The sequence below is a fragment of the Tautonia plasticadhaerens genome, from assembly GCF_007752535.1.
GTDB classification, from domain to species: domain Bacteria; phylum Planctomycetota; class Planctomycetia; order Isosphaerales; family Isosphaeraceae; genus Tautonia; species Tautonia plasticadhaerens.
The window spans coordinates 6,162,186-6,186,490 of record NZ_CP036426.1 but is presented as its reverse complement, the minus strand read 5'-3'; the positions used below and the strand labels follow the sequence as shown (position 1 = coordinate 6,186,490).

Below are 24,305 nucleotides of genomic sequence, written 5' to 3'. Positions count from 1 at the left end.
ACCCGGGCCACCCCGTCGCGTTTCGGTCGGGATCGAGGCGGGCGGCCCAGGGAGGGCCGCCCGCCCGGGGGGCGTCAAGGGGTCCGGCGGCCGGGGCTCAGCCTTGGCGGGGCCGGTTGAGGAGGAAATCCTGCCAGGGGCGACGACCCTGGGGGGCGATTTCGTCGGCCCGGGACTCCCGGCCCGAGAGGAGGTTGCGGAGGGCGGCCCGGTCGCGTCGGGCCTGGCCGGCGTTCGACCGGTTCCCGGAGACCTGGCTCGCCTGGCCGACGCCGGCCCCGGCCTGGAAGGTGGAGTTGGAGCCGCCCAGGGAGTCGAAGGCGGTGTCGACGGAGGTCGTCGAGGCCGTCCGGCCGGTGCCGGGGATGAAGACCCCGCCGCCGGGGGTCCCGGTCCCGGAGGCCTGGAACTCGTAGGCGCCGACGTCGGCGGGCCCGGTGCCGGGGAAGCCCCGGTTCGGGATGTCGATCCGGCCCCGGTTGAGCAGGTCGGCCGCTGGGGCGGCGGCCGGGTCGGCCGCGTCAATGGCCAGGGAGTTGGCCGTCAGGTCGAAGTCGGCGTCGAGCAGGAACAGCGTCGGGCCGTCGAACTGGGGCCGGGCGTCCCGGGGCGAGACGAAGGCCGGGTCGCCGATGAAGTTGAAGGCCGCGGCGGCGTTCGGGACGGAGCCGAGGGCCCCGGCGTCGAAGCCGAGCAGCGGGTTGTTGGGGTTGTTGGAGAACATGTTGCTGCGGACCACCGCGACCGGCGGGAAGACCGAGAGCGGGGTGTCCGGGCTGCCGGCCTGGCGGTTGGTGTTCTGCCAGAAGATGTTGTTGACGACGTCGGCGACGGCGAGGCTGCCCGAGTTGACCGTCTCGTCGTAGACGACCAGGCCGCCGTCGTTGAGGGCGAAGGTGTTGTTGGCGACCCGGACCAGCTGGCTGATGCCGTTGCTGTTACCCGAGTCGGTGATCACCATGCCGGTGCGGTTGCCGGAGATGAGATTGCTCTCGATCCGGGCGTTCGAGGCGGTGCCGCCGTTGGGGACGACGGAGATGCCCTCGCCGGCGTTGATGACCAGGTTCTGGTGGAACAGGCCACCGGAGTTGACCAGCCGGATGCCGGTCGAATCCTGCTGGATCGTGCCGGAGGTCAGGTTCGACAGCGGGGCGACCACGGCGAAGCCGCGGAACTCCGTGTCGAGGTCTCCACCCAGCCCGAGCAGGCCGGTGCCGGTGACGGTGACTTCCGCTGCGTCGTCGACCAGCGGGGCCCGGATGATCGTCTGCCGGGCATTCCCGGGGACGACCTGGGCGTCGGTGCTGGACGGGTCGGCCGAGACCAGCCGGACCAGCGACTTCAGGGTGACGGCCTCGTTATAAGTCCCGGGCAGGACCGCCACGGTGTCGCCCACCCCGGCCACGGCGAGGCCCTCGGCGATCGTCGGGTAGGGATTCGCCCGGGAGCCGTCCGGCGTGCCGAAGCTCGGGCCCCTGCTGACGAAGATGACCTGCTCGGAGCCGGGTGAGAAGACGACCAGGTCGAGGCTGAATGAGCCGCCGGGGGTGCCGTTCCCGGTGGGGAAGCCGCCGGTGGACTCGCCGTCGAGCATGTTCCCGGCCCGGTCGGTGACCGTGTCGGTGATGGTGACCCGGTAGACGTCGCTGGTGACGGCCCCGGTCACGTCGAAGCTGACCCGGCTCGGCCCGCTCGGGGAGGTGGCCAGGAACTCGACATTCAGCGAGGACATGTCGATCCCCGCCGCCACGTCGTCCATCGTCCCGAAGGCCCCGTCGAGCCCGGCCCCGGCGACGGTGATCGCCCCGCCGGCCATGAGGCTGGCCAGCGAGAGGTTCTCGTCCGTGGTGAACGAGACCCGGAACCGCCCGGCATCGACCAGGGAGCCCGGCGCCGGGGTGGCGTCGATGATCCTCGGTCCCCGGGTGTCGAGGATGAAGTCGACCGTGGCGTTCGGGTCGTCGGGGTCGGAGGGGTTGCCGCTGACGTCGGTCACCCGGACCCGGGCCCGGCTGAAGCCGCTGTCGTCGGCGGTCCCGAGCTGGCCGTCGGCGCCCACGTTGAAGGGGGTGTCGGCGTCGATCGCCCCGGACGGGGTGATCGTGAAGTTCCCGCTGGCGTCGGTGGTGGCGGTGCCGACGCCGATCATCTCGAAGGTGCCGTCGCCGTCGATGTCGAGGTCGAGCACCACCCGCTGGCCGAGCAGGGGCATCGGCGGCGGGAAGACGTCGTTGACCGTCCCCGTGAAGGTCGGGGGGTTCTCGTTGGTGATCGACAGGGTCGGGTCGGAGGGCTGGGCCAGCCGGAGGCTGCCCGGCTCGATCTCCGGCGCCCGGGTGTCGATCGTGAACGGCAGGACGAAGTTGCCGCCGGGGAAGCCGTCGCCCGAGGGCAACGGGGCGGGCAGACCGGCCGCGTCGAGGTTCTCGCCGTCGAGGGCGTTGCCCTGCGGGTCTCGGATGACGTTGCCGCCCTGGCCGACCAGGACGATCCGGTACAGGTCATTGGAGAGCAGCAGGTTGCCCGAGGCCAGCCGGATGGTGAGCCGCCGGGTCTGGTTGTCGAAGGCGAGCCGGCCGGAGAGCGGGATGGACCGGTCGGCAGGGCTGTTGGCGTTGTCGAAGACGCCGTCGCCGCCGGAGGCCTGCAGCAGGACCGTCGCGCTGTTGATCGTCTGGGCGTCGATCTGCTCGTCGAACTGGAAGGTGATCTCCAAGGGGACCCGGTTGCTGCCCTGGACGGCTCCGGGGGTGTAGAGATTGATCTGGACCGGCTCGCCGGTCGTCGGGTCGGCGACCGTGGCGAAGACGGCATCGCCGACCCCGTCGCCGTCGACGTCGGGGGCCCCTTCGGTGGTGATCTGCGGCGGGTCGAAGATCCGGAACTCCCGGGCCCCGATGTCGAAGAATGGCCGGCTGCCGAAGCCGAGGTTCGCGGTGGTCGGGTCGTCGATCCGCTGGAAGCCGGCCTGCCCCCGCTCGCCGGTAACCGGCAGGAAGAATGGGGTGGCGAGGTTGGTCGACGGCCCCTGGATCGCCCCCGGAGTCCGGGGGTCGACGGCCAGGAACTGGTCGACGAAGGGCCGGCCGGGGGTGCCGGGCAGGGTGATAATCTCCCTCGGATCGTCGGTGAACCCGTTGCCGCCGAAGGCGTTGTTGCGTCCGATGGTGTTGCGGATGCCCCCGTTCGGGTTGAGCAACTGGTTGGAGATCGGGAAGAGGGCGTCACCCATCAAGACCGGGCCCAGCTCGCTGAGCGCGGCGTCGATGGCCACGGACCCGGACTGCGGGAAGAAGTTCCCGTTGGCCGCGTCGAAGAAGTTCGGGTTGCCCTGGATGACGTTCTTGTTTCCGAGGTTGACCGTGTTGGTCTGGTCGTCGTAGAGCGTGGTGTAGTTGTTGAAGACGTTGAACGTCAGCTCGCTTCGCCAGTTCTGCCCCACGGCCCGGACCGCCGCGGCGGCAGGGTCGGCGCCGATCGTCCCGCCATCGAAGATGTTGTTCATCCCGATGTAGTAGACTTGAGAGTTGCTGTTCTGGCCGTCGAAGGTGGGCGAGTCGGTCCTCAGGCCGACGCCGTTGTTGAAGAAAGTGTTGTGCAGCAGGGTGACGGTGTAGGGGCTCTGGCCGGTGTCGCCGTCGCCGCTTGGGCCCTGGGTCGTCTCGGCGTTGACCCGGACGGCGACGGGCATGTTGGCGATCGTGTTGTTGACCATGAAGAGGTTGACGGCCTGCCCCCGGACCCCAGTCCGCTCGCCCAACACCGTCGCCGTCCCGGTCGCGGGGTCGATGAGGCGTCCGAGCGCGTTGTAGCCCGGATAGACGAAGACCCCGGCGTCCAGGAAGGTCGAGAGGTTGGAGTTCGAGATGGTCATCGACTTGACCGAGTTGAACTGCGTCGCCGGCGTCAGCCCCAACTTCTGGGAACGGGCGTCGTCCTCGAGTTGGGTGATGGAGTCGCTGGCGTCGAAGTCGACGAAGTCGATGATGTCGCCGCCCTGCATGTCGATCCGGGTGAGGAAGCGGAGATCGGTGTTGTCGATCAGGCTTCCGTTCCTCGGGTCGAAGAGGTTGTAGTCGTTCAGGATGGTGCCGCCGAAGGCGATCACGCCGCCGTCGCCGGCCTCGGGAGTGGTGAGCTGATCCCCGGTGAGCAGGCCCTGCGGATCGTTCGTGAAGGTGTTTGACTGGTCAATCCCGCGGATGTTGGGGCCGACCGAGGCGTCTCGAAGCGAGGTGACGACCACCGGCACACGCTGCTGGCCGAGCGACTCGTTCCCGCCGATCCCGAGGAAGCGCAGCTGGCTGCCGACGCCGGACGGGATGAGGCCGCTCGCGGGCGGATCCACGCCGTCGTCGAAGCCGAGTTGCCAGCCGGCCCCGACCGTGAGGTCCAGGTTGTTCGCCGAACCCGGCGTCTGGAGGTCGGGGTCGACCGCGTCACCAGGGCCGAGGATGGCCGGGTCGTAAGCGTTGAGCAGTTTAACGATGGCCGACTCGCCCGGCCTGGCGATCCGATCGCCGTTGGCAAGCAACTTGTCGGGCGCGGAGCTGGCGACCGTCAGCGTGACGGACGGCCGCTCCTCGAAGTCGAACTCCTCGACGTTCGGCACGGGTTCGCCGTTAAAGCCACCGTCGTAGTAGCCGGCGAACAGGATCGAACCTCGCATCACGTGGACGATGTCCGTGTCGTCCCAGACGCTGTCGACGGTGAGGTTGACGCCCGGGTCGACCGGGGGGATGAACTCGGTCGGCGCCCCGGTGACCTGTACGCCCGTGGACGTATTGATCAACAGGCCGTTGACGTCGTTCCGCAGCAGAAGGTTGCCGCGGATGAACGGGTTGCCGGAGAGGAGCGGCCGGAGCGGGTCGGTGGCGAGCAGTTGGTCCGGCTCGACGACCATCGGGGCGTCGTAGTTGTCGAAGAAGTCGTTGTTGGTGACCGAGACGTACGCCCCCGAGCCGCCCCCGAGGGAGAAGTCGGTGGAAATCTGGGCGCTGTCGTCGCTCAGGTCGAGGACGTTTCGAGACTCGAGGGTTCCGGTCGGGCTGGCGATATTCCCGCCACCGTATCGGAATTCGGCCTCATCGATGACCGCCCGGGCTCCGGGATTGACCGAGAGGTTTCCCCAGCGGAGGTCGAAGGGCACGTTGCCCTGGGCGGGTTCGGCGTTCCCGGCCTGGTTGTCGGTGGAACCGGCGGGGACGATGGTGCGCCGGACCCCGGTGGTCTGGTCGAGGAAGAAGGTCTCCGCGTCGTCGTCGAAGAGGGACGTGAAGAGGGGCTTGGCGTCCCCGACGTCATTGGGGGCGAAGTTCGGGTCCTCGGGGGAGATATTCGGGTCGGCGTCGAACTGGCGGATGTAGGTCCGGTCGCCGATGTTGATGCTCGAGTCGTCGGTCAGCAGTGCGATGTTCGCCCCGGGCCGGAACTTGACCATCATGCCGGGCTGGACGTACAGGCGGTTGGAGACCGACTGGTCGGTGGCGCCGCCGGTCGTCTGGAGTAGCCGCTGGCCGAGCACCAACTGCGAGGCCAGGACGTAGGGGACCGGGTCGTCGATCACGAAGTTCTTGTTGGCACCCTCCGCCGGGGCGTTGGGGGCGTAGAAGATCGCGTCGGTCTCCTGGGCCTGGAAGATGCCCACCTGGGGCCGGATAAGCAGACCGTTGATCGAGTTGTTGCGGAACTCGGTCCGGCGGACCAGCGGCCCGCGTGCGATCTCGTCCTCCCGGAGCGAGTCGAAGTCGGCCGAGATGGCCGCCTGGGTTCCGCCGGCCCCGCCCGCGGCGGCGCTGTCGGCGATGATGGTGTTGGTGATGTCGGGGCGGCTGTTGAACAGGGTGATCGAGTCGAACCGCTCGCCGATGGTCTGCGGCACGGCCCCGCCGCCGAAGCGGACGATCGCCTTGTTGATGAACGACATCACGTCCGATGCGCCCGAGAGGCCGAGCTTGCCGTCGACCGGGAAGGAGCCGGGGAGCTGGTCGCGGCCGTTGGAGACGTCGTCGTAGTTGCGGAAGACGATGCCGCCCCAGTTGCCGCCGCCGGCGGTGGTGTCGCCGCCGTCGTTGTTGGTGTCGCCGCCGAAGGAGTCGTCGAGCAGCGAGGTGAAGACGACCTGGTCGGCGGCGGTGGAGCCGCCCCGGAGCTGCAGGGCCGAGCCCTGGTTCTGGACGAACAGCGAGGCGTTGAACAGCTTCAGCGTCGAGCCCGGCTGGAAGGCCAGGGTGGTCTGCTCGGGGACCGAGCCGCTGGCGTTGTTCTCGGCCCGGGTCGGGTCGGCCCCGGCCGGCGGGGAGATGACGAAGGTCTCCTGGGTGGTCTCGGTCGTACCCGGGATCGGCCGACGGGTGCCCGGCAGGGCGACGATGACGACCGGGCCGTCCGATCGGACCTGGTCGGCCTCGAAGAAGGCGGAGCGGTCGAAGACGCCGTTGCCGTTGCGGTCGAAGGCCGGGTTGAAGCCGGTCCCGAAGTTGGCGGGGGAGTTCAGGTCTCCGCCGTTGAAGAGGTTCGGCTGGGCGTCGGGCAGCAGGGTGGGGAAGGGGCGATTCCGGCTGCCATCCGGGTCGTCGATGGTGAGGAACGGGTCGTCCTCGTAGTCGGGCCGGGCGTAAATGATGTTGCCGCGGACCCTGCCGTCGGCCCCCAGCCGCTGGCCGGGGGCGACGACGAACCCGGTGACGAACGCCCCGCCGCCGACGCCGTCTCCGGTCAGACCCTCGCGGTAGGTCCCGTCGGGCATGAAGACTTCGTAGTCGCTGCCCTGCGGGGTTTCGTTCCCGAGGAATTCCAGGTCGGCGAGGTTGCCGAAGACGTCCCGAATCTCCTGGTCGCCGCTGTTCGGGATGAAGACACGGTAGTAGTCGGCCGGGAGGACTTGGCCGCTGGGGACCCGGACGACCAGCCGGTTCAGGTAGCCGGGCTGCCCGAGGGTCGCGCCGGGCACGGAATTCGTCAGCTCGACGGTGATGCCGTCGACCCGGCTGAATCCGCCCCCGGAGCCGACGCCGAAGTCGCCGTCGGATTGCGCGGCGGCCGAATCGGCCGATCGGATCAGCTGGATCGCGTCGGAATAGTCGCGCGGGGCGAGGGTGTTGGAGAAGTCGATGAAGAACGACTCGGGGGGCGCCTCCGCCCGGGGCGAGAAGCCGGGGACGGGGGTCTCGTAGAAGGACCTCGGGCCGGAGGTCGCCGTGGTGCCCGGGTTGAAGGCCGAGGGGCTGAAGGCGGTGAAATTGGTGATGAACGCCGCTTCGGGCTGGAGCTCGAAGTAGTTGACGAAGCTCTGGTTCCCGGGCTGGGCGGGGTCGTTGTCGAGCGGGTTGCCGGCGGCGTCCCGGATGCCCGAGAAGCCCCCTTCCTGGGTCCGCGCGATCAGGGCGTATCGGCCCGAGGAGAGGCCGTCGGCGAAGGTCAGCTCGATCCGCCCGGTGTAGGGGTCGGTCGGCTGGCCCCGGAGGTTCGTCGAGACGAACGTGGCATTCTCGATGAACTGGGACAGGTCGACGTCATCCGCGGTGCCGAGGACGCGGTCGGGGCCCAGGTTGATGAGCGAGTAGTTGCCGAGGTTGGTGGCCGTCTCGGGGTCGAGGGCCGGGAAGTCCAGCTGGACCGGGACCGCCAGCGTATCATTCTGGTCGGCCGGCGAGACCGGGTCGGCGACGTTGAGGGTGATGTCCCGCAGGTTCGAGACCCGGGAGTTCGAGGGGATCGAGCTGGCGGTGACCAGCGGGCTGGTCGAATCGACCCGGAAGGACAGGTCGGTGCGGGTCGCGTTGCCGGGGAGCGGGGGGAACTCCGCCTCGCCCACGATCACGATCCGGACCCGGTGGAACCCGTCCTCCAGGTCGAACGGCGACGGGAAGCTGAAGAAGCCGTTCTCGTCGGTGGTGAGCAGCAGGTCCGGCTCGCCCACGAAGCCGCGGTCGCCGGTGCCCAGGTCCAGGTCGAAGCCGGCCGGATGCTCCTGGATGAACTGGACCGCGACCTGGAGCCCGGCGTTGGTCGAGGGGAACTCGGCCACGGCGAACCCGGAGAACGTCGGCCGGACCTGGTTGGTGTTCCGGTCCCCGGGGATCCCGGTGTCGGAGGCCGCGTCGAGCCCGAAGCCGACGATCTGGGAGGCCGCCGCGAACCGCCCGCCGAGGAACTGGGCGAAGTCGCCGCCCGCCTGGCCGTCTCCCGAGGGGAACTGTCCGCTGAAGTTGCCGTCGAGCTGGACGCCCGCGGCGTCTCGCACCTGGTCCCGGACGACCAACGCATACACGTCCGACGGCAGGGAGGATTGCGGCAGGTTGCGGAGGTCGAAGATCGCCCGGTTATTCGGCGCGTCGTAGAAGAGGATCGCGCGCTCGTCATTGGTGACGATGACGTTCTCGGACCGGCCGAACTCGCCCGTGCCGCCGGTGCGGACGAGCATGAGGTGGTCCTTGGTGATCGTCGAGCCGCGCATCGCCTCGCTGAACTCGACGACGACGATCCTCCCCAGGAAGATGGTGTTCGTCACCTGGGGGGCGCCCACGTCGGAGACGGTGAAGGCGCGTCGGAGGCCGACGAGCGGGCTCGCGTCGGTCCCCGTGAAGGCCGCGTCGGCGACCTCGAAGGCGTAGATCCCATTGACCTCGGCGTCGGGGGAACTCGTCTCGATCTGCACCGGGAAGCGGACGGTCATCGAGTCGACCAGCGTCGGGGCCCCGACGATCACCGACACCCCGGGAGGGAGGACCGGGAAGGTCAGGTCGCCGGACTGCACCGAGGCCGGGTCGACCGGCTTGGAGAGGTTCAGTTCGATGAACGACGGGACCGAGCCGAGCGTGGCCACGTCGGCCGGGGTCGAGGAGACGACACGGAGCTGGTCGACCGCCGTCAGGGCCCCCACCGCGTTGACCAGGCCGAAGCCGCCCCGGACGTTGTACTCGCCGGGCGAGGCCCCGTTGAGCGGGGTCGCCGAGACGATCAGCGAGTCGCGGATCTCCTCGGGGCCCGACGCGGGGTTGAGCTGCTTCATCAGGGCCGCCACGGCGGCGACGTTCGGCGCCGCGGCCGAGGTCCCGTAGAAATTTGGGAAGCCGTCGGGAGGCGTCTCGACGTCGGGAGAGCCGAAGAAGCTCGTGTTGACCCCGTCCGGCCCGGAGACGTCCGGCTTCATCAGGAGCTGAGGGCCGGGGAGTCGGTTGCCGTTGGGATCGAAGAAATAGATGACCGGCCCTGCGGAGGTAAAGGCCTCGCTCGGGATGGCCGGGGGATTGACCACGGGTGGCGCCGCGCCGTAGAAGACGGCGCCCACGCCGATGGCCGACGGGGAGGTCGGGTGGGCGAAGGTGGTCGGGTAAGTCGTCGTCCCGGCGCTCCCGAACGACTTGTCGGTCTGGAGGTCGCCGCCGCCGAGGTCCTGGAAGCGGACCCGGGCCGGGGCCGGGCCGTTCGAGTACCGGATCGCGACCTGGTAGTTGCCCGGGTTGATCTGCGGGATGATCTCCTGGGGCGTCGCGCTGCCGATGTTGTTCGTCACCGCCTGGGCGACGATGTTCCCGTTGGCCGGATCCAGGACGAAGAGGTCGAGGTCCGAGTCGGCGGCGCCGGAGAACCAGGGGTCGTCCCACCAGAGGCCGAGGTTGATCCCGGCGTCGGCGACCGTGATGTCGATGGTCGTCTGGACGCCGGCGCCGGGGTCGAAGTCGTGGAAGTTGCCGGCCCCGACCTGGCCGACGGTCCCGGTCGCGACCCGGACGTTGGACTCGTATCCGGCGTCGCCGTCGTTGCCGGCGGCGCTGAAGTAGGACCGGCCGTCGTTGGTGACCACGTCGACCACGGCCCGCCCGACCAGGCCGTCCTGGAAGACCGGCTCGTTGAGGTAGCCGATGTCGTCGACGATGATGTCGGCCCCGGCCTGCCGGGAGAGGGCCCGGATGCCGTCGCCGAAGGCCGCGGGGCCCCCCTCGGCGGTGTGGTAGGCGAGGCTCGCGCCTGGGGCGATGTCGTGGATCAGCTCCAGCATCGCCCGGCCCTCGTCGCTGCCGCCGGCGGCCCCGTCCTGGAGGACGTTGATGCCGGAGGGCAGGTCGCCGCTGGCGATCGAGTCGGCCAGGCCGCCGTTGAGCTGGTTGACCGTGTCCGAGAGGACGCCCACGGTCACGCCGCTGCCGTCGACGTTGAACTGGGTGCGGGCCTGGTCGGCGAGGAGCGTCTGGTCGCCCTGGTTGGCGGCCGAGCCCTGCTGGCGGACGATCGGCCGGTAGATGGCCTGGAAGCTGCGGACGGCGCCGTAGTCGGCCAGGTCCCGGATCCGGGAGATCGGGATGTAGCCCTCGACGAGCCCGATCGAGGCGTCGGTGGCGACGACCTCCATGTCGAAGGAGCGGAGGGTCTTCTCCAGGGTCGCGAAGTCGCCGGTTCCGTAGAGGTCGATCCCGACCTTCTCGCCGCGGAAGATGAAGACCCGCTTGGCCTCCGCCAGCACCCGATCGAAGTCGTTCCCCTCCCGGAAGGCGATGTCCAGATGGGCCAGGTGCTGGCCGGCCTTGGCCAGGGGCCCGTTCTTGACCCGGTCGACGTCCAGGTCCGGGGAGCCGAAGACGATCGGCCGCGCCTCGAATTGCGCGAGCACCGGATCGCCGTTCATCAGCGTCCGCTCCTCGAGCGGCTCCGGCCCCCGGGCCTTGCCGGTGTGGCCACCGGAGGGGCGTCGACGATCCCGGCCCGGCTTCCGACTGTCACCCTTGAAGCTGCCCATCGAACGACTCCTCGAAATGATCCCGCCCCCCACTCGTCCGTCCGGCGTGCTCGATCAGCCGACGGGCCCCGCGACGGGCGGGGAGCTACTCCCGGGGGAATGCTCGGAGACTCTGAAGCGATCGGACCCCTTTGATCCCGAATGGTCCGCCCGGCCTCGGCCGGCGACCCGGCGCGCGTAGGATTCGTCCCAAGCGCCAATCAGTCCAATTGATCGACCGCAAGGGGCCCCGAGCTTCGGGACGCCCCGGGTCGGTGGGGACAATTGGTACGGTCGGTGCAGTGAGACGGCTTGGTTTCCATGCACTCACCCAATCATCGTGTCTTGTCCAGGGCGAGTCAAGTCCCGGTCCGTGGGATTTCCGGAAGAGGTCGGATCGCAGGGGGGGAGTCGCGAGATAATCCCGTCGGCTGGGGATCCCTGGGCCACGGTTCGAAGTGGAGTGTGCGACGCAGGGGACCGGAGTCAACTCGGTCGGGCCGGGGGTTCGGGAGGCGGACGCGGTGGGGACGGGCAGGGGGGCAGTGCCGATGGGGGGCGGGACTATTCGTGAGAAAGGCTGAAGTCGACGCCGAGGGCCCGGAGATCCCCGACGAGGGACTCCGGTCGCTCATAGAGGAGGCCGGAGAGCCCGGCGGCCCGGGCCCCATCGACGTTCTCGGGGAGGTCGTCGATGAAGATGCAGTCGGCCGGCATTGCCCCGGCCGCCTCGGCGCACGCGAGATAGAATTCGATCGACGGCTTGACGTGGCCGACCTCGTAAGAAAGAACGAGGTGGTCGAACGACGAGAGGATCGGCAGGAATTCCCGACGGAACCAGTCTGCGTGCAGCACGTTCGTGTTCGACCCGAGCACGAGCCGGTAGCCCGCCCCCTGGAGCCCCCGGATCGTCGGGATGATGGCCTCGTTCAGCCAGAAAATTTCGGCCCAAGCCTCGGCGAACTCGCGGGGTGGCATCGACGCCCCGAGGATCCGGCAGGACGCGATCGAGAACTCGTCGGCCGTGATCCGCCCGCGCTCGAATCGGCGAAGGAGGTCGTCGAAGCCTCCCAGGCGGGCCTCTGTCAGCAGATCGGATCCCTCTCTCTTGAGGTCTCGCCCGATCCGGTCGAACGCCCGCTGATAGTCGAAGAAGGCGACCACGTTGCCGAAGTCGAAGATGATCGCGGGTTTTCGCATGGGGAAGGGGGGGAGGGGGGCCGATCGGGGGGGGAACCGAGACGGTTGGCCGACCCGCCTTGGGCATCGGTCGAGGATGTCGGAGGTGGCGTTCTCGCACGTCTCGGGGAGCGCGGGGTCATTGTAGCAGACCCGGACGGTGAGATCGGCAGGGGGGGCGGTCATGCTGATGTGGGCCCGCTCCATGGCCGCCTTGCCGATCACTGACCTGTTCGGGGAGATCGGGACGAAGTCGGGCTCGAGGCTCGCCCCAGATTCGAGGCCGAGGGTCTGCGTCGGGCCACTCTCGACCCAGTCTCCGCCGTCCGAGAGACGGGACTCGACGCCGGGCCGGCGCATCTGAACCGGAAGCGTCTCGGGGTCCCGTCCCGGGGCGGAGGCCCGACGTCCGACGGTGTCCCATCGGCGGCTCGGCGTCAAGTCGATCGGATCGAGGGCGGGGAGACGACGATGCCGATCTCCCGGGCCAGGTCGCTGCCCTTCATCCGGTGGGCGGCGTCGTGCGGGCAGGCATACACGCAGCTCGGCTGGCCGTCCAGCTCCCGGCAGAGGTCGCAGGTCGTCGCCTTTTGCTGGAGCACGGGGACCCTCCGGCCCGTCCGGTCGTCGATCACCGCCTGTCCGGTGGGGAACGGGTGCATGTTGATGTTCCCGTACGGGCAATTCTCGGCGCATTTGCCGCAGCCGATGCACCAGTCCTCGATGATGATCTCCAGCGACCCGCGCCGCCGGATCGAGTTCACCGGGCAGCCGACCATGCAATAGGGGTCGAGGCACGATCGGCAGGAGCTAGCCACCAGGAATTTGTCGAAGCGGAGCCCCTCCCGGATCAGTCGGGTGACGCCCCCGTGCGAGTCGGCGCACGCCTTGGTGCACTCGTCGCACCGGGTGCACTTCTCCAGGTCGAGCACCAGGACGCTCTGGGCGTTCATGAGGCCCTGCTGCAAGAAGTCGCCGAGCGAGTCCTCGTTGATCCGGCGGATCATCTGCTCGTTCTGCTTCAGGATCGTGACCGCGTACTCGACGAACGACTTCCGGACGCCGGGGAATTGCTCCAGGAGCAGCCGGAAGTCCTCACCCTTGATCCTCACCAGGTCGACGTGGTCCAGGGCGGTGCAGGTCGCCGTCCGGATGCCGGGCGGCGCGAGTTCCCGGATGTCGGGGATGTGGCCCATCAGGCCGATCTCGCCGAATGACTTGCCGGGGCCGAGGTAGCTGAGGACGAACTCGCCCCCGGGCCTCCCCTGGGAGACCTTCACGAAGCCGATCCGGATGAGGTAGTAGGCGTCGGCCGGATCCCCCTGGCGGAAGATGACCTCGCCATTGTTCACCCGGACGAGGTCGACCCGGGGGCGGAGGAACTCGACGAGTTTCTTGAACTCGTCCTCGTTCCTGGCCACCCTGGCGAAGACGGAGGCCCCCCGGAGGTGGTTGTCCAGGGCGTTCTGCCGGTAACGGTCGTCGAGCTGGGCCTTGGAGAATTTCCCACGCTGGAGGATGTACAGGACGTTCCGGCCGAGTTCCAGGAGCGTACACTCGGTCTGGGCGACGACGGTCGCCGACCGGGGGTAGGAGCTCATGCAGGCCATCTCGCCGAAGATGGCGCCCTCGCCCATCGTCGCGACGGGTTTGTCGTAGCGCAGCACGACCGGGGCATCGATGGAGATGTACTCGACTTCCTGCTCGTCGTCCCGGCGGTCCTCCCCGCGGCCCGCCAGCGAGCTTTTCCTCACCCGTGCGAACGGGTTCCAGGAGTTGAGCCCGCGCTGGTCCTTCACGTGCTTGAAGGGCGAACCGATGAAGATCTCGACCTCGCCGTCTTCGATGTAGAAGGCGGTGGCGTCGTAGTCACCCTCCCTGCAGACAACGTCTCCTTTCTTGAAGCGCTTGCGGACGACGGCACCTTCGTTGAAGTCGAGGAACGCCCGGGAGACCCCGGCGAAGAGTGGATGGGCCGCCAGTTCCTCGGTCGTGACCGTGCCGGAGGGGGGACGGGTGAGGACGTTGTGCTTGCTCAGGAGAGCCCCGGTGGGGCAGGAAATCATGCATTCGCCGCAGGCGACGCAGGAAGAGTCTCCCATCGGGTCGTCCAGGTCGAAGGCGATCCGGGACCGGTAGCCCTTGCCGGTCCGGCCGATGACGTGGTTCTCCCGGACGTCGTTGCAGGCCCGGATGCATCGGTCGCAGAGGATGCAGGCGTTGTGGTCGACGGCGATGACCATGGAGGACTCGTCGACCGGCCGCTCCCTCCTGGACCGGAAGAAGCGGGGGGCCTTCACGTCGAGGCGCTCGGCCAATTCGATCAGCTCGTCGTTCCCCTCTCCCCGGGCCTGGCCCTGCTTGGTGAGGCGGGAGGCCCGAGCGGCCTCGGGGTCGGGGTAGTCCGCCAGCAGGAGTTCGATCAGCATCTTGACCGCATCCCTGACCCGATCGCTCGCCTCGTGGGTCCGGACCTCCATACCGTCGGCGACCTCCCGCTGGCAAGCGGGGGCGAGGCGGAACTCCTGGCGGCCGTTGACGCTCACGTCCACCGTGCAGACCCGGCAGACGGCGACCGGGGTCATGTGCTCCCGGTGACAGAGGATTGGGATCGGGTTGTGGTCGCCGGCCTGTCGGACGAAAGCCCGGGTGGCGGCGTCGAAGATGGTGGTCCCCTCCGGCACGGTTACCTGGCGGCCGTCGATGGTCAGGGAGACGGGGCGATTGACGCTGCCGTGGGCCGGGTTCATCGGGGGGTGTCCCTCAGACGATCGTTTCAAACATCGAGAACTCGCGGGCGGGCGGGCCTCCCCGGCGGTCGAGGAGGGCCTCGATCTCCTCCGGGAAGTATTTCGCCAGCGTGAGTAGGGGGTTCGGCGCCACCTGGCCTAGGCCGCAGATCGAGGTCAGGATCATCGTATTTCCGAGCGACCGCGCGAGCTCCAGGTGCTCCCGGTCGAACTGACCCGCCCTGAGGGCCCGGATCATCTCGACGAGCTTCTGGGATCCGACCCGGCACGGGACGCACTTGCCGCATGACTCGTTGCGGAAGAATTCCGAGAGGTTCAGGGCCAGCCCGACCAGATCCGCGTGCTCCCCGACGGCCACGAATGCCGCGCCGAGCATGCCCCCCATGCCGCGGACGATGTCGGGGTCGAGCGGCAGGTCGAGGAGATCGAAGAAGGCCCCAGCGTCCGGGAGGTGGGCCTTGGCGAAGGCCTCCGGGAGGAGGTCACGTCGGATCAGGGGCGGGAAGAGGCCCCCCGAAGGCCCCGAGGGTGCGACCGCCCTGAGCCGCTGACCCCGGCTCATGCCGCCGGCTCGGCGATAAATCAGGTCGCGAACGGTGACGCCGAACGGGACTTCATAGACGCCGGGCGCCCGGACGTCCCCGGAGATCGAGCAGAACCAGAGCCCCTTGCACGCGTTGATCCCCTGGTCGCGGTACCACTCCCCACCCTTGAGATAGATCGAGGGGGTCCACATCAACGTCTCGACGTTATTGATGATCGTCGGCTTGTTGAACAGGCCCGCGACGGTGGGGAAGGGGGGCTTGTTGCGGGGCTCGGCGCGGCGGTCCTCCATCGCCTCCAGCAGGGCGCTCTCCTCGCCGCAGATGTAACCGCCGGGGCTGACGAAGACCTCGACCGGGAAGGAGAGGCCCGACCCGAGGATGTCCGTCCCGCAGGCGCCGCGGGCCGTGGCCTCCCGGATCGCGTCCTCGACCGCCTCGATCTCCTCGTGGTACTCGTGGCGAATGTAGATGTAACCTTTTGTTGCACCGCCGGTCAGCCCGGCGAGGACCATCCCCTCGACGAGGAGGTGCGGGGCCCTCCGGAGTAACTCCCGGTCCTTGAAGGTGCCGGGCTCGCTCTCGTCACCGTTGCAGACGACATATTTGACGTCCGAGGCCTGGGCGCGGACGGCGGCCCACTTGAGGTGCGTCGGGAACCGGGCCCCCCCCATGCCTCGGAGGGTCGAGATCTTGAGCTGTTCGAGCAGGTCGTCGATCCCCCCCGAGAGGGATCCGGTCCGCGGGTCTCGGGTCTCGACCAACTTCCGGACGGCCTCGTCGCGGGGATTTCCGTCGTAGGGGTCGATCTTCCAGCCGAGCGGCCCGCGGTCGGCCCGCCGATGGCGCGGAGGCTCCCGCGAGACCGCCTCGTGGACCCGAGACCGGAGGTCCTGCTCGGACAGGCCGTGGTCGACGCGGTCGTTGACGGTGACAGCCGGGGCATGGTCGCACTGCCCGAGGCAGGAGACCCCCTCGACCTCGACCACCTTCCCGGTCGGGTCGATCTCGTTGGCGAGGGCCTTGACCCCATCCCTGAGCTGCTCGGCCCCTCGGAGGTGGCAGGAGACGTCCCGGCAGACCCGGACCTCAACCTCGGGCCCCTTCTTCAATCTGTAATGCGGGAAGAAGCTGGCGACCTCGTGCAAACGATGGAGCGGCACGTCGATCCGCCGGGAAAGCGCCCGAAGCTCCTCGTCGGGGAGGAATCCGCATCGCTGCTGCAGGGCGTTGAGTTCCTGAACGATCATGGGTCTAGACGTTGGTCGGGGTCGCCTTGGATCCTGGTCACTTCGGGCGGGTCGTGCCACCTCGATCGGCACCCGGATCGTCCCGAGGCCCGCCGGATGCGGATCGGCCCGCGGAACCCCGGAGGAATTCCTCCACCGTCCGCCGCCCCGGCAGGTCGACCTGCCGGGCAAGGGCACCGATGCCCTGGAGGGGGCTCTCCCCATTGTGATAGCGGTGACATTCGACGCAATCGAACCGCGCCCCCCCCCTCAGGGGGGTGCCATGCAGGTCGTCGGGCGGGGCATGGCACGATCGACAGGTCGAGATCGGGGGCATCAGCACGTCATCGCTCGTCGAAGACCTCGTGACCCCGTTGTGGCACTGGTCGCAGGAGACGGCCCGGTGGGCGGAGTGGGAGAAACGCGCATGGGAGAACCAGATCTCGGGAATGCGGGTCGGGGCGACCGTCCACCCGGACGGATCAGGCCCCCTGGGGGCCTCGTAGGAATGGCACTCGGAGCAGGTCTGCTTCCCGAGGTAGAGGGTCCCCTCGGCGTCTTCGACATTCTCCTGGATCTCGTCCCCGACGGTCGGGCGACTGACTCGGGCCCCGGGGATTCGCGCCTCCTCGTACGAGCGCAGGTCACGGAGTAGTTCTAGGGTCTGCCGGTCAGATCGCCCTGGACTCTCCGCCCCGGTCCCGCCGATCGTGCGATCGCGGCGCGAGGGTCTGTGGTCGAGGGCCTCGGCCGCGAACGTCCGTTCCAGGACGATCCGGAGTTCCGAGGGCTGCATGCCATGCGGGACGTCGATCGGTACGTCACCCGCGTCGGGGACGCCGATCGTCAAGGGGTGGCAGGCTCGGCAGTGGGCCTCGTACGAAATCGGAGCGTAGTAGTCCCCCGTGGTACGGGGCGGCCCCGGCGAGACCGCCGAGGCCGGACCGGCCGGCCGATCGCCGGCGTCCAGGAGGTGACAGGAGGCGCAGTCGAGCGTCACCTTCGCCTCGATCGGCGTGCTCGTCGTCCAGCCGAACCAGGGACGGTCCTCCGACCCGAGGTCAGCGAACGTGAAGCCGCAATCGATTCCGGCCTCCAGGTGAATCGCGTGATTGAACTTGAGGTTCGACGGGTCGAGGACGGGTGGGCCTTCATCCGAAAGGCGCCCCACGACCGCCCCCAGGCCATCCGTCGAGGCAGCTCGAATCGCGAAGTCGGGGTGGTCGAGGTCAAACCGGGTCACGCTCGGGGAGTCACGAGGTACGGCGGGTGGGTTGCCCGCGATCGCGTGCGGGAGGTCCGAGTGGCAGAGCGTGCACTGCGAGTCGGGGACCCGGGTCAGGTCGACCTCTCTTCCGCGGTGGTCCCTGTGGCAGCCTCCGCACGATTCGGTCTTCCCGGGGAGTTGGTTGGCGTGATGGATCGGCCCGGCGTGGCAGGTCGAGCAGCGTCGGTCGGAGCCTGAGAGGCGGGAGGAGCCCCGGGGGGCGAACGCGGCGTCGGACTTGATCGGCTCGAAGGGGACGTGGCAGGACTCGCAGTCGTGCTCCCAGATCGCGTGCCCGGCCCAGACCGGCCCGTGTGAGGCCCGGATCTCGGACCGGCTTCCCCGGTGCAGTTGGTCGCCGAACCACCAGCCCAGCGAAACGATCGGGGCGAACACCACCAGCAGCAGCCGCCAACGGCCCAGCGGGTCTCTCGACTTGTAATAATCGAGTGGCACCCGGACGGCCCGCTGCTTGCCGGAAGGCCGGCGAGGGGACGGGCCCCTGGGCGTCGAGGCGTCCGGCATGGCTCCCCCTACCAGTATTTGATGGCGACGTAACCGTGAACGAACATCAGGATCACCAATGCGATCGAAGCCGGCAGGTGGACCAGGAGCCAAACGTGCAGCCAGACGTGCATCCTCGACTGTAGATCATGCTGGCGGCGTTGCTCACAGGCCCCGGCGAGGGCGTCAATCGCAGGATAGGTCCTCGGGTCGAGTTGGGTCTTCAGGTCCAGGAACATTGCCTCGGCCCGATGCCGTTGCGACAGAGGCGAGCCCGATCGGCTCCCCCGCTCAAGGAACGGCAGGACCTCATCGAGGTAAAACACGCGGAGTGGCTCGGACCCGGGCACGGGGGCCGAGGGGACGCTCGTCTGGAGGACGTTCCCCTGCAATCGGCCGGCGGTCCGCAAGGCCCCGACGACGAGATAGGGAGGGGCCTCTTCCCTTTCGTCCTGGTCCACGTCCGCGAATCCTCGAGCCTCGTCGTCGGAGGGGCCGCACGTCGCCTCGACCAGCCTCCACGCCTCATGCCGTGTCATTTGACCGATCCGGTCGATCTGGGAGTAGATCGTCTCGGTCGGGACCTCGTCCATCATCTTCCGGGGGAGGATCTGCTGGAACACCAGCCCCCAAATGCCGCTGAGGACGACGATGAGGAGCAGCGCCATCAGGATCGTGCTGAGCGATCCCCCGAGACGGAAGCCGCTATGGAGAATAAGAAGAGGCAGGGAAAGAAGTCCGAGCCAGATGTGCCCGGCCATCCAAATTCGGACCCGGCCGACCCTCCAGGTTCGCTTCTTCTTTCGGGGCCAGAGGAGGAACTCGAAGAGGATGAGCAGGCCGCCGACGATTCCCAGCGTCAGCCCGACAGCGGTGCTGCCTCCCGGCCATTCCGGGCGGCCGAGACGTTCGATCACGAACCAGCCGCCGAGGCCGAGGAGGATCCCCAGGGCCAGGATCAGCCAGGGGAGTTGCTGTTCCGTGAATTTCCAATTCAGGAGCACGACCGCGTCTCCACGTCCAAGAGTGCCTCGTGAGGGGGATGATCGGGCGCGAAGCCATGCCCCGGGCTCCGTCACCGCGTCCGCGATTCGCCGCCCTCGAGGGACCGGGCCCGCTCGAACCGGGCCTCAATCGGCCGGGTCAACTCGATCGGTGCGACGACGGGGATCGCCGGCTGAGGGCGGCGTCGCACCTCGGGCACATCCGAGAACACGGGACGGAGACCTCTCCTGAGGTGGGTCGGGAGTTCGGTCGATCAAGGAATGTCCTAGCATCGCTTAGGTATGCCTGTCAATCAGGTGCCGTTTGCCCCCCGGCCGGCGCCGGTTTCCCGGTCAAGAGCCGGTCGCTTGCGAAGTCGGATCGTCAGTGGCATGGTAATCCAGGTCTCCGGGGAGCGCAGACTCGACCCTCCTCCTCGACGCCTCCGGCACGCCACTCCCGGCGAAGGGAGAGGATCCGAAATGATCGGATGGCCCCCGCGGATTTTCCTCTTGCTGGCCCCGGCGCTTCTCGTCGCGGCGGCCTGGATCGATGCCGATGACCGGCCGACCCGGCCGTCCACCCCCTCGGTCGACGCCGAATCCGAGATCGGAATCGGATCCGCGAGGGTCGGCGCCGCGTCCTGCTCGGGGAGGGGATGCCACGGGAAGGTCGCCCCCCGGGGCACCGGGGGGAGCGAATTTCACACCTGGGCGAGCCTCGATCCCCATTCGGACGCGTTCCTCACGCTCTTCGACTGCCGATCCGAGTCCATCCGTCGCAATCTCCATCGCAGCACGGCACCCTACGAGGATCCGACCTGCCTGGGGTGCCATGGCGGCGCCGATGCCCCCGATCTGGTCAAGTCGCTCGGCCCGATCGATTGCAATGCGACCGGACCGATCGGCCTGGCCATCGGCCCGAGCGGGGTGTCTTGCGAGGATTGCCATGGCGCAGCGGGGCGATGGGTCGATCTTCACTACCGGGAGGGTTGGCCCGAGCAATATCCCGAGGCGACCGACTCGATGCGATCCCTGGGTTCGACGGCCGATCGGGCTGCAGTCTGCCTCAGGTGCCATCTCGGATCGGGGCCGGGGCAAGCGGTGAATCACGACCTGATTGCGGCCGGGCATCCCCGCCTCAGGTTCGAACTCGTGTCCCATATGCAACGGATGCCCAGGCATTGGGACGAGCGGGCCGCCGACGGCTCCCGGGTCGAGCTCGGCCTCCCGAGCGGGGACCTCGTCCGGGACTGGGCGATCGGCCAGTTGGCCACCCTGCGGGCGGGACTGGAGGTGCTCTCCGGGAGGGTCTCCGGACCTCCCGACGGACCGGACGCGTCGCCCTGGCCAGAGTTTTCGGAGTACTCGTGTGACTCCTGTCATCACTCCCTGCTCGACGAGGGGCTCCGGAATTTCCGGGGGGATGAGATCCCCGGTACGCCGGCCTGGGCGTCGTGGTCGTTACCGATGAGCCGGGCCCTGGTCGGTCAGACCGAGCTGAGACTGATTGGCCCCGTCGATGCAGTCGATCGACTGATGCGGGAACCTTATCCGGATCGGGATCGGGTCGCGGAGCAGGCCGAACGGCTTGCCAGGAGCGTGGGGGGGCGACTCTCCGCCCTCGAAGGATCGGAGTATGATCGGGACGACCTCCGCGACCTGATCGCCTCTCTCGCCGAGGATCCCGGTCAGCTCGATGGAATCATCTCGAACCGGGACGGCGCGGCACAGTTTTTCCTCGCGTGCCGGGCATTGGCGGGGTCCGAGGCGGATGCCCTGCTGCGAGCCGGTCGGCCCCGCCCGGGGGACGTCACACGGCTCCAGGGCGTCTTCCAGGCGATCCGAGAGGTGGGTGACGCGCTCGAATTCCCCGAGGAGACGCACATCGGCCCCGGATCCCGGGAAGAGCCGTCGCCCAGGTCCGATCGAGCGGGCCCGATCCTCGAGGCGTTTGATGGATTGATGGATCGGCTGCTGGAGGCGGAGGACGGTCTCGAAGGCGGGGAAAATGTGCCGATCGAGAATCGAGGTCGGCCCCGCTAAACCGGCTGGGCAAACGGGCGGCGATTCGCGGCCTGGCCGCCGATGTGGGCGGGATCGCCCGTCCCAGGTCCTTGCCTTCCTCGCCGACCGGGATTATCTCTTTGGTGGATCGAACGCCCCCCCGGGGACCATTGCGCCGGGAATCGGGGTTCGGACACACCGGAGAGCCGCCACGATGAGCGTCGCGACCGAGAACGAGGCCGACCTCGACCTGCGCTGCATCAACACCATCCGGACCCTCTCGATGGATGCGGTGCAGGCGGCGAACTCCGGGCACCCGGGGACCCCGGTCGCGCTCGCCCCGGTCGCCTATGCGCTCTGGCAGGGGTTCCTCCGCTTCGACCCTGCCGACCCGATCTGGCCGAACCGGGATCGATTCGTCCTTTCGGCCGGGCACGCCTCGATGCTGCTCTACTCGCTCTTGCACCTGACCGGGGTCCGGGCGGTCGACCCAGAGTACGAGATCCTCGGCGAGCCGTCGGTCCCCCTGGACTCGATCAAGAAGTTCCGTCAGCTCGACAGCAAGTGCCCGGGCCACCCGGAATACCGCTGGACCTCCGGGGTGGAGACGACCACCGGCCCGCTGGGGCAGGGGGTCGCCACGAGCGTCGGCATGGCGGTCGCGGGCAAGTGGATGGCGGCCCACTATAACCGCCCCGAGTTCCCGATGTTCGACTACGACGTCTACGCGATCGCCGGGGACGGCTGCATGATGGAGGGGGCCAGCTCCGAGGCGGCCAGCCTCGCCGGGCACCTCAAGCTCTCCAACCTCTGCTGGATTTACGACAACAACCGGATCACCATCGAGGGCTCGACGGACCTGGCCTTCAGCGACGATGTGGCCACCCGGTTCATCGGCGCGGGGTGGAATGTCACCCGGGTCGGCGACGCCAACGACCTGCAGATGCTCGCCCGGGCGTTCCACACCTTCAAGGACGAGAAGCATCGGCCGACCTTAATCATCGTCGACAGCCACATCGGCTACGGGACCGCCAAGGAGGGTTCGCACACCGCCCACGGCGAGCCGTTGGGAGAGGAGGTGATCGCCGACTTCAAGCGGCGGTTCGGCCTCTCCCCGGAGCCATTCCACGTCCCCGAGGGGGTCTACGAGCATTTCCAGGGTGGGATCGGCCGTCGCGGGAGGTCGTTGCGGGATGCCTGGTACGTCAAGTTCGAAGAGTACAAGGCGAGGCATCCGGAGCTGGCCGACCAGCTCGACCGGATGCAGCGCCGGGAGTTGCCCGACGGCTGGGACCGAGACCTGCCGAGCTTCCCGGCCGACGAGAAGGGTCAGGCGGGCCGGGAGGCGTCGTCGAAGGTGCTCAACGCGGTCGCGAAGAACGTCCCCTGGTTCATCGGCGGGTCGGCCGACCTGACGCCGTCGACCAAGACCCGGATCGAGTCCCCGGAGGCGGGCGATTTCCAGGCCGATTCCTACGAGGGCCGGAACCTGCACTTCGGCGTCCGGGAGCTGGGGATGGGGGCCTGCCTCAACGGAATGGCCCTGTCGAAGGTCCGGCCCTACGGCTCGGGCTTCTTCATCTTCAGCGACTTCTCCCGCCCGGCGATCCGCCTGGCGGCGCTGATGGAGATCCCGGTCATCTACGTCTTCACCCACGACTCGATCGGGGTCGGCGAGGACGGGCCGACCCACCAGCCGATCGAGCAGCTCGCGTCGCTCCGGGCCGTGCCGAACATGTTCACGATCCGGCCGGGGGACGCCAACGAGGTCGTCGAGGCCTGGCGATTCATCATGCGGCTGAAGCGGGAGCCCGCCTGCCTGGTGCTCACCCGCCAGAACGTGCCGACCTTGGACCGATCGAAGTACGCCCCGGCGTCCGGATTATCCCGGGGGGCCTACGTGCTGGCCGATCCGCCACCGGGCGTCGAGCCGGAGGTGATCCTAATGGCCAGCGGGAGCGAGGTGCCGCTCTGCGCCTCGGCCTTCGAGCGGCTCTCGGCCGAGGGGGTCCCGGCCCGGGTCGTGAGCATGCCCTGCTGGGAGCTGTTCGAACACCAGGACCCCTCGTACCGGGAGCAGGTCCTGCCGCCGCATCTCACCGCCCGGATCTCGGTCGAACAGGCGGCGACCTTCGGTTGGGAGCGCTACGTCGGCCCTCGAGGGCACATGATCGGGATGCAGACCTTCGGCGCCTCGGCCCCGCTGAAGGAACTCCAGAAGAAATTCGGCTTCACGGTCGATAACCTCGTCTCCAGGGCGAAGGAACTCGTTTCCCGGGGCCCCGGGGCGTCATCCTGATCCGGGTCGTCGCCGGGGGAGAATCGAATTCGTACGGGGCCGGGCGAGCAACGACCTCCTCCCCGCCCGGATCAGGAAAGGGCCCGATCGTGACGATCGCGGAGAAGGCGTTAGAACTGGTATCGGACGGCTCGGTCATCGGGCTCGGGACCGGGCACGCCGCGTCGGACTTCGTCCGGCTGCTGGGCCAGCACGTCCGGGGAGGGCTGGACGTCCGGGGGATCGCCACCTCGCGTGCGACGGAGGCCCTCGCCCGCGAGTTCGGGATCCCGCTCCTCGGACTGGACGACGTCGACGCGATCGACGCGACCTTCGACGGTGCCGACGCGGTCGACCCCGGGCTGGACCTGATCAAGGGGCTGGGCGGTGCATTGCTCCGCGAGAAGATCGTCGCCTCGTATTCGAAGGAACTCGTCATCCTCGTCGGCCAGGAGAAGCTGACGGGACGTTTGGGGACGGGCTATTGCACGACGCTCCCGGTCGAGGTCGTGCCCTTCGGACTGCCCTTGGTCCGCCGCAGGTTGGTGAGGATGGGGCTGAGCTGCGAGCTGCGATTGCGGGAGGGGCAGCCCGTCCCTACCGACAACGGCAATTACACGCTGGACATCGACCTGGCCTCAGTCGCCGAGCATCCCCGGGAGCTGGATGGGCGGATCCGGGCGATCCCCGGAGTCGTCGAGACCGGCCTGTTCCTGGGTATGGCCGGGATGGTGCTCGTGCAGCAGGAAGACGGATCGGTCGAGGTCCTCAAGCGAAGCGGTTAAGCCGGATCGAGGGTGCGGGTCTTGGGTCCGAGGTGTCATTCGAGGACGGGCCGGTGCCGATCGG

The 24,305-nt window shown here is 68.6% G+C and carries 9 protein-coding genes and 1 pseudogene; 4 read left to right on the top strand and 6 right to left on the bottom strand.

Annotated features, from left to right (window positions below; genetic code table 11):
- Positions 1 to 97 precede the first annotated feature (97 nt).
- The 6 genes from ElP_RS24755 to ElP_RS24735 form a co-directional block, all read right to left on the bottom strand.
- Positions 98 to 10,738, bottom strand: coding sequence for a S8 family serine peptidase (locus ElP_RS24755; protein ID WP_145274501.1), 10,641 nt, complete (start codon positions 10,736 to 10,738; stop codon positions 98 to 100).
- 543 nt (positions 10,739 to 11,281) lie between these two features.
- Entirely contained in the window at positions 11,282 to 12,121 is an 840-nt protein-coding gene (locus tag ElP_RS24750; RefSeq protein ID WP_231749249.1) for an HAD family hydrolase, read from the bottom strand.
- Between the two features lie 212 nt (positions 12,122 to 12,333).
- Entirely contained in the window at positions 12,334 to 14,646 is a 2,313-nt protein-coding gene (locus tag ElP_RS24745; RefSeq protein WP_145274498.1) for a cyclic nucleotide-binding domain-containing protein, read from the bottom strand.
- Between the two features lie 13 nt (positions 14,647 to 14,659).
- The gene (locus ElP_RS24740; protein WP_197446344.1) at positions 14,660 to 16,438 is read right to left on the bottom strand and encodes an NADH-ubiquinone oxidoreductase-F iron-sulfur binding region domain-containing protein; all 1,779 of its coding nucleotides are present in this window, start codon (positions 16,436 to 16,438) and stop codon (positions 14,660 to 14,662) included.
- Between the two features lie 37 nt (positions 16,439 to 16,475).
- Entirely contained in the window at positions 16,476 to 18,209 is a 1,734-nt protein-coding gene (locus ElP_RS38605) for a cytochrome c3 family protein (protein ID WP_197446343.1), read from the bottom strand.
- Between the two features lie 8 nt (positions 18,210 to 18,217).
- Positions 18,218 to 19,192, bottom strand: coding sequence for a hypothetical protein (locus ElP_RS24735; protein WP_145274493.1), 975 nt, complete (start codon positions 19,190 to 19,192; stop codon positions 18,218 to 18,220).
- Positions 19,193 to 19,474: 282 nt separating this feature from the next.
- Between ElP_RS24735 and ElP_RS41320 the strand changes: the two are divergent.
- From ElP_RS41320 to rpiA, 4 genes and pseudogenes are all read left to right on the top strand, one after another.
- A pseudogene (locus ElP_RS41320) lies at positions 19,475 to 20,113 on the top strand (hypothetical protein); the annotation flags it as partial.
- Positions 20,114 to 20,344: 231 nt separating this feature from the next.
- A complete protein-coding gene (locus ElP_RS39975) occupies positions 20,345 to 21,217 on the top strand; it encodes a hypothetical protein (RefSeq protein ID WP_231749248.1) in 873 nt (290 codons plus the stop codon).
- 175 nt (positions 21,218 to 21,392) lie between these two features.
- The gene (gene tkt, locus ElP_RS24725) at positions 21,393 to 23,477 is read left to right on the top strand and encodes a transketolase (protein WP_145274486.1); all 2,085 of its coding nucleotides are present in this window, start codon (positions 21,393 to 21,395) and stop codon (positions 23,475 to 23,477) included.
- Between the two features lie 89 nt (positions 23,478 to 23,566).
- Positions 23,567 to 24,241: a ribose-5-phosphate isomerase RpiA gene (rpiA, locus tag ElP_RS24720; RefSeq protein WP_197446342.1), complete on the top strand. Its 675-nt coding sequence runs from the start codon at positions 23,567 to 23,569 to the stop codon at positions 24,239 to 24,241.
- The last annotated feature ends 64 nt before the right edge of the window (positions 24,242 to 24,305 follow it).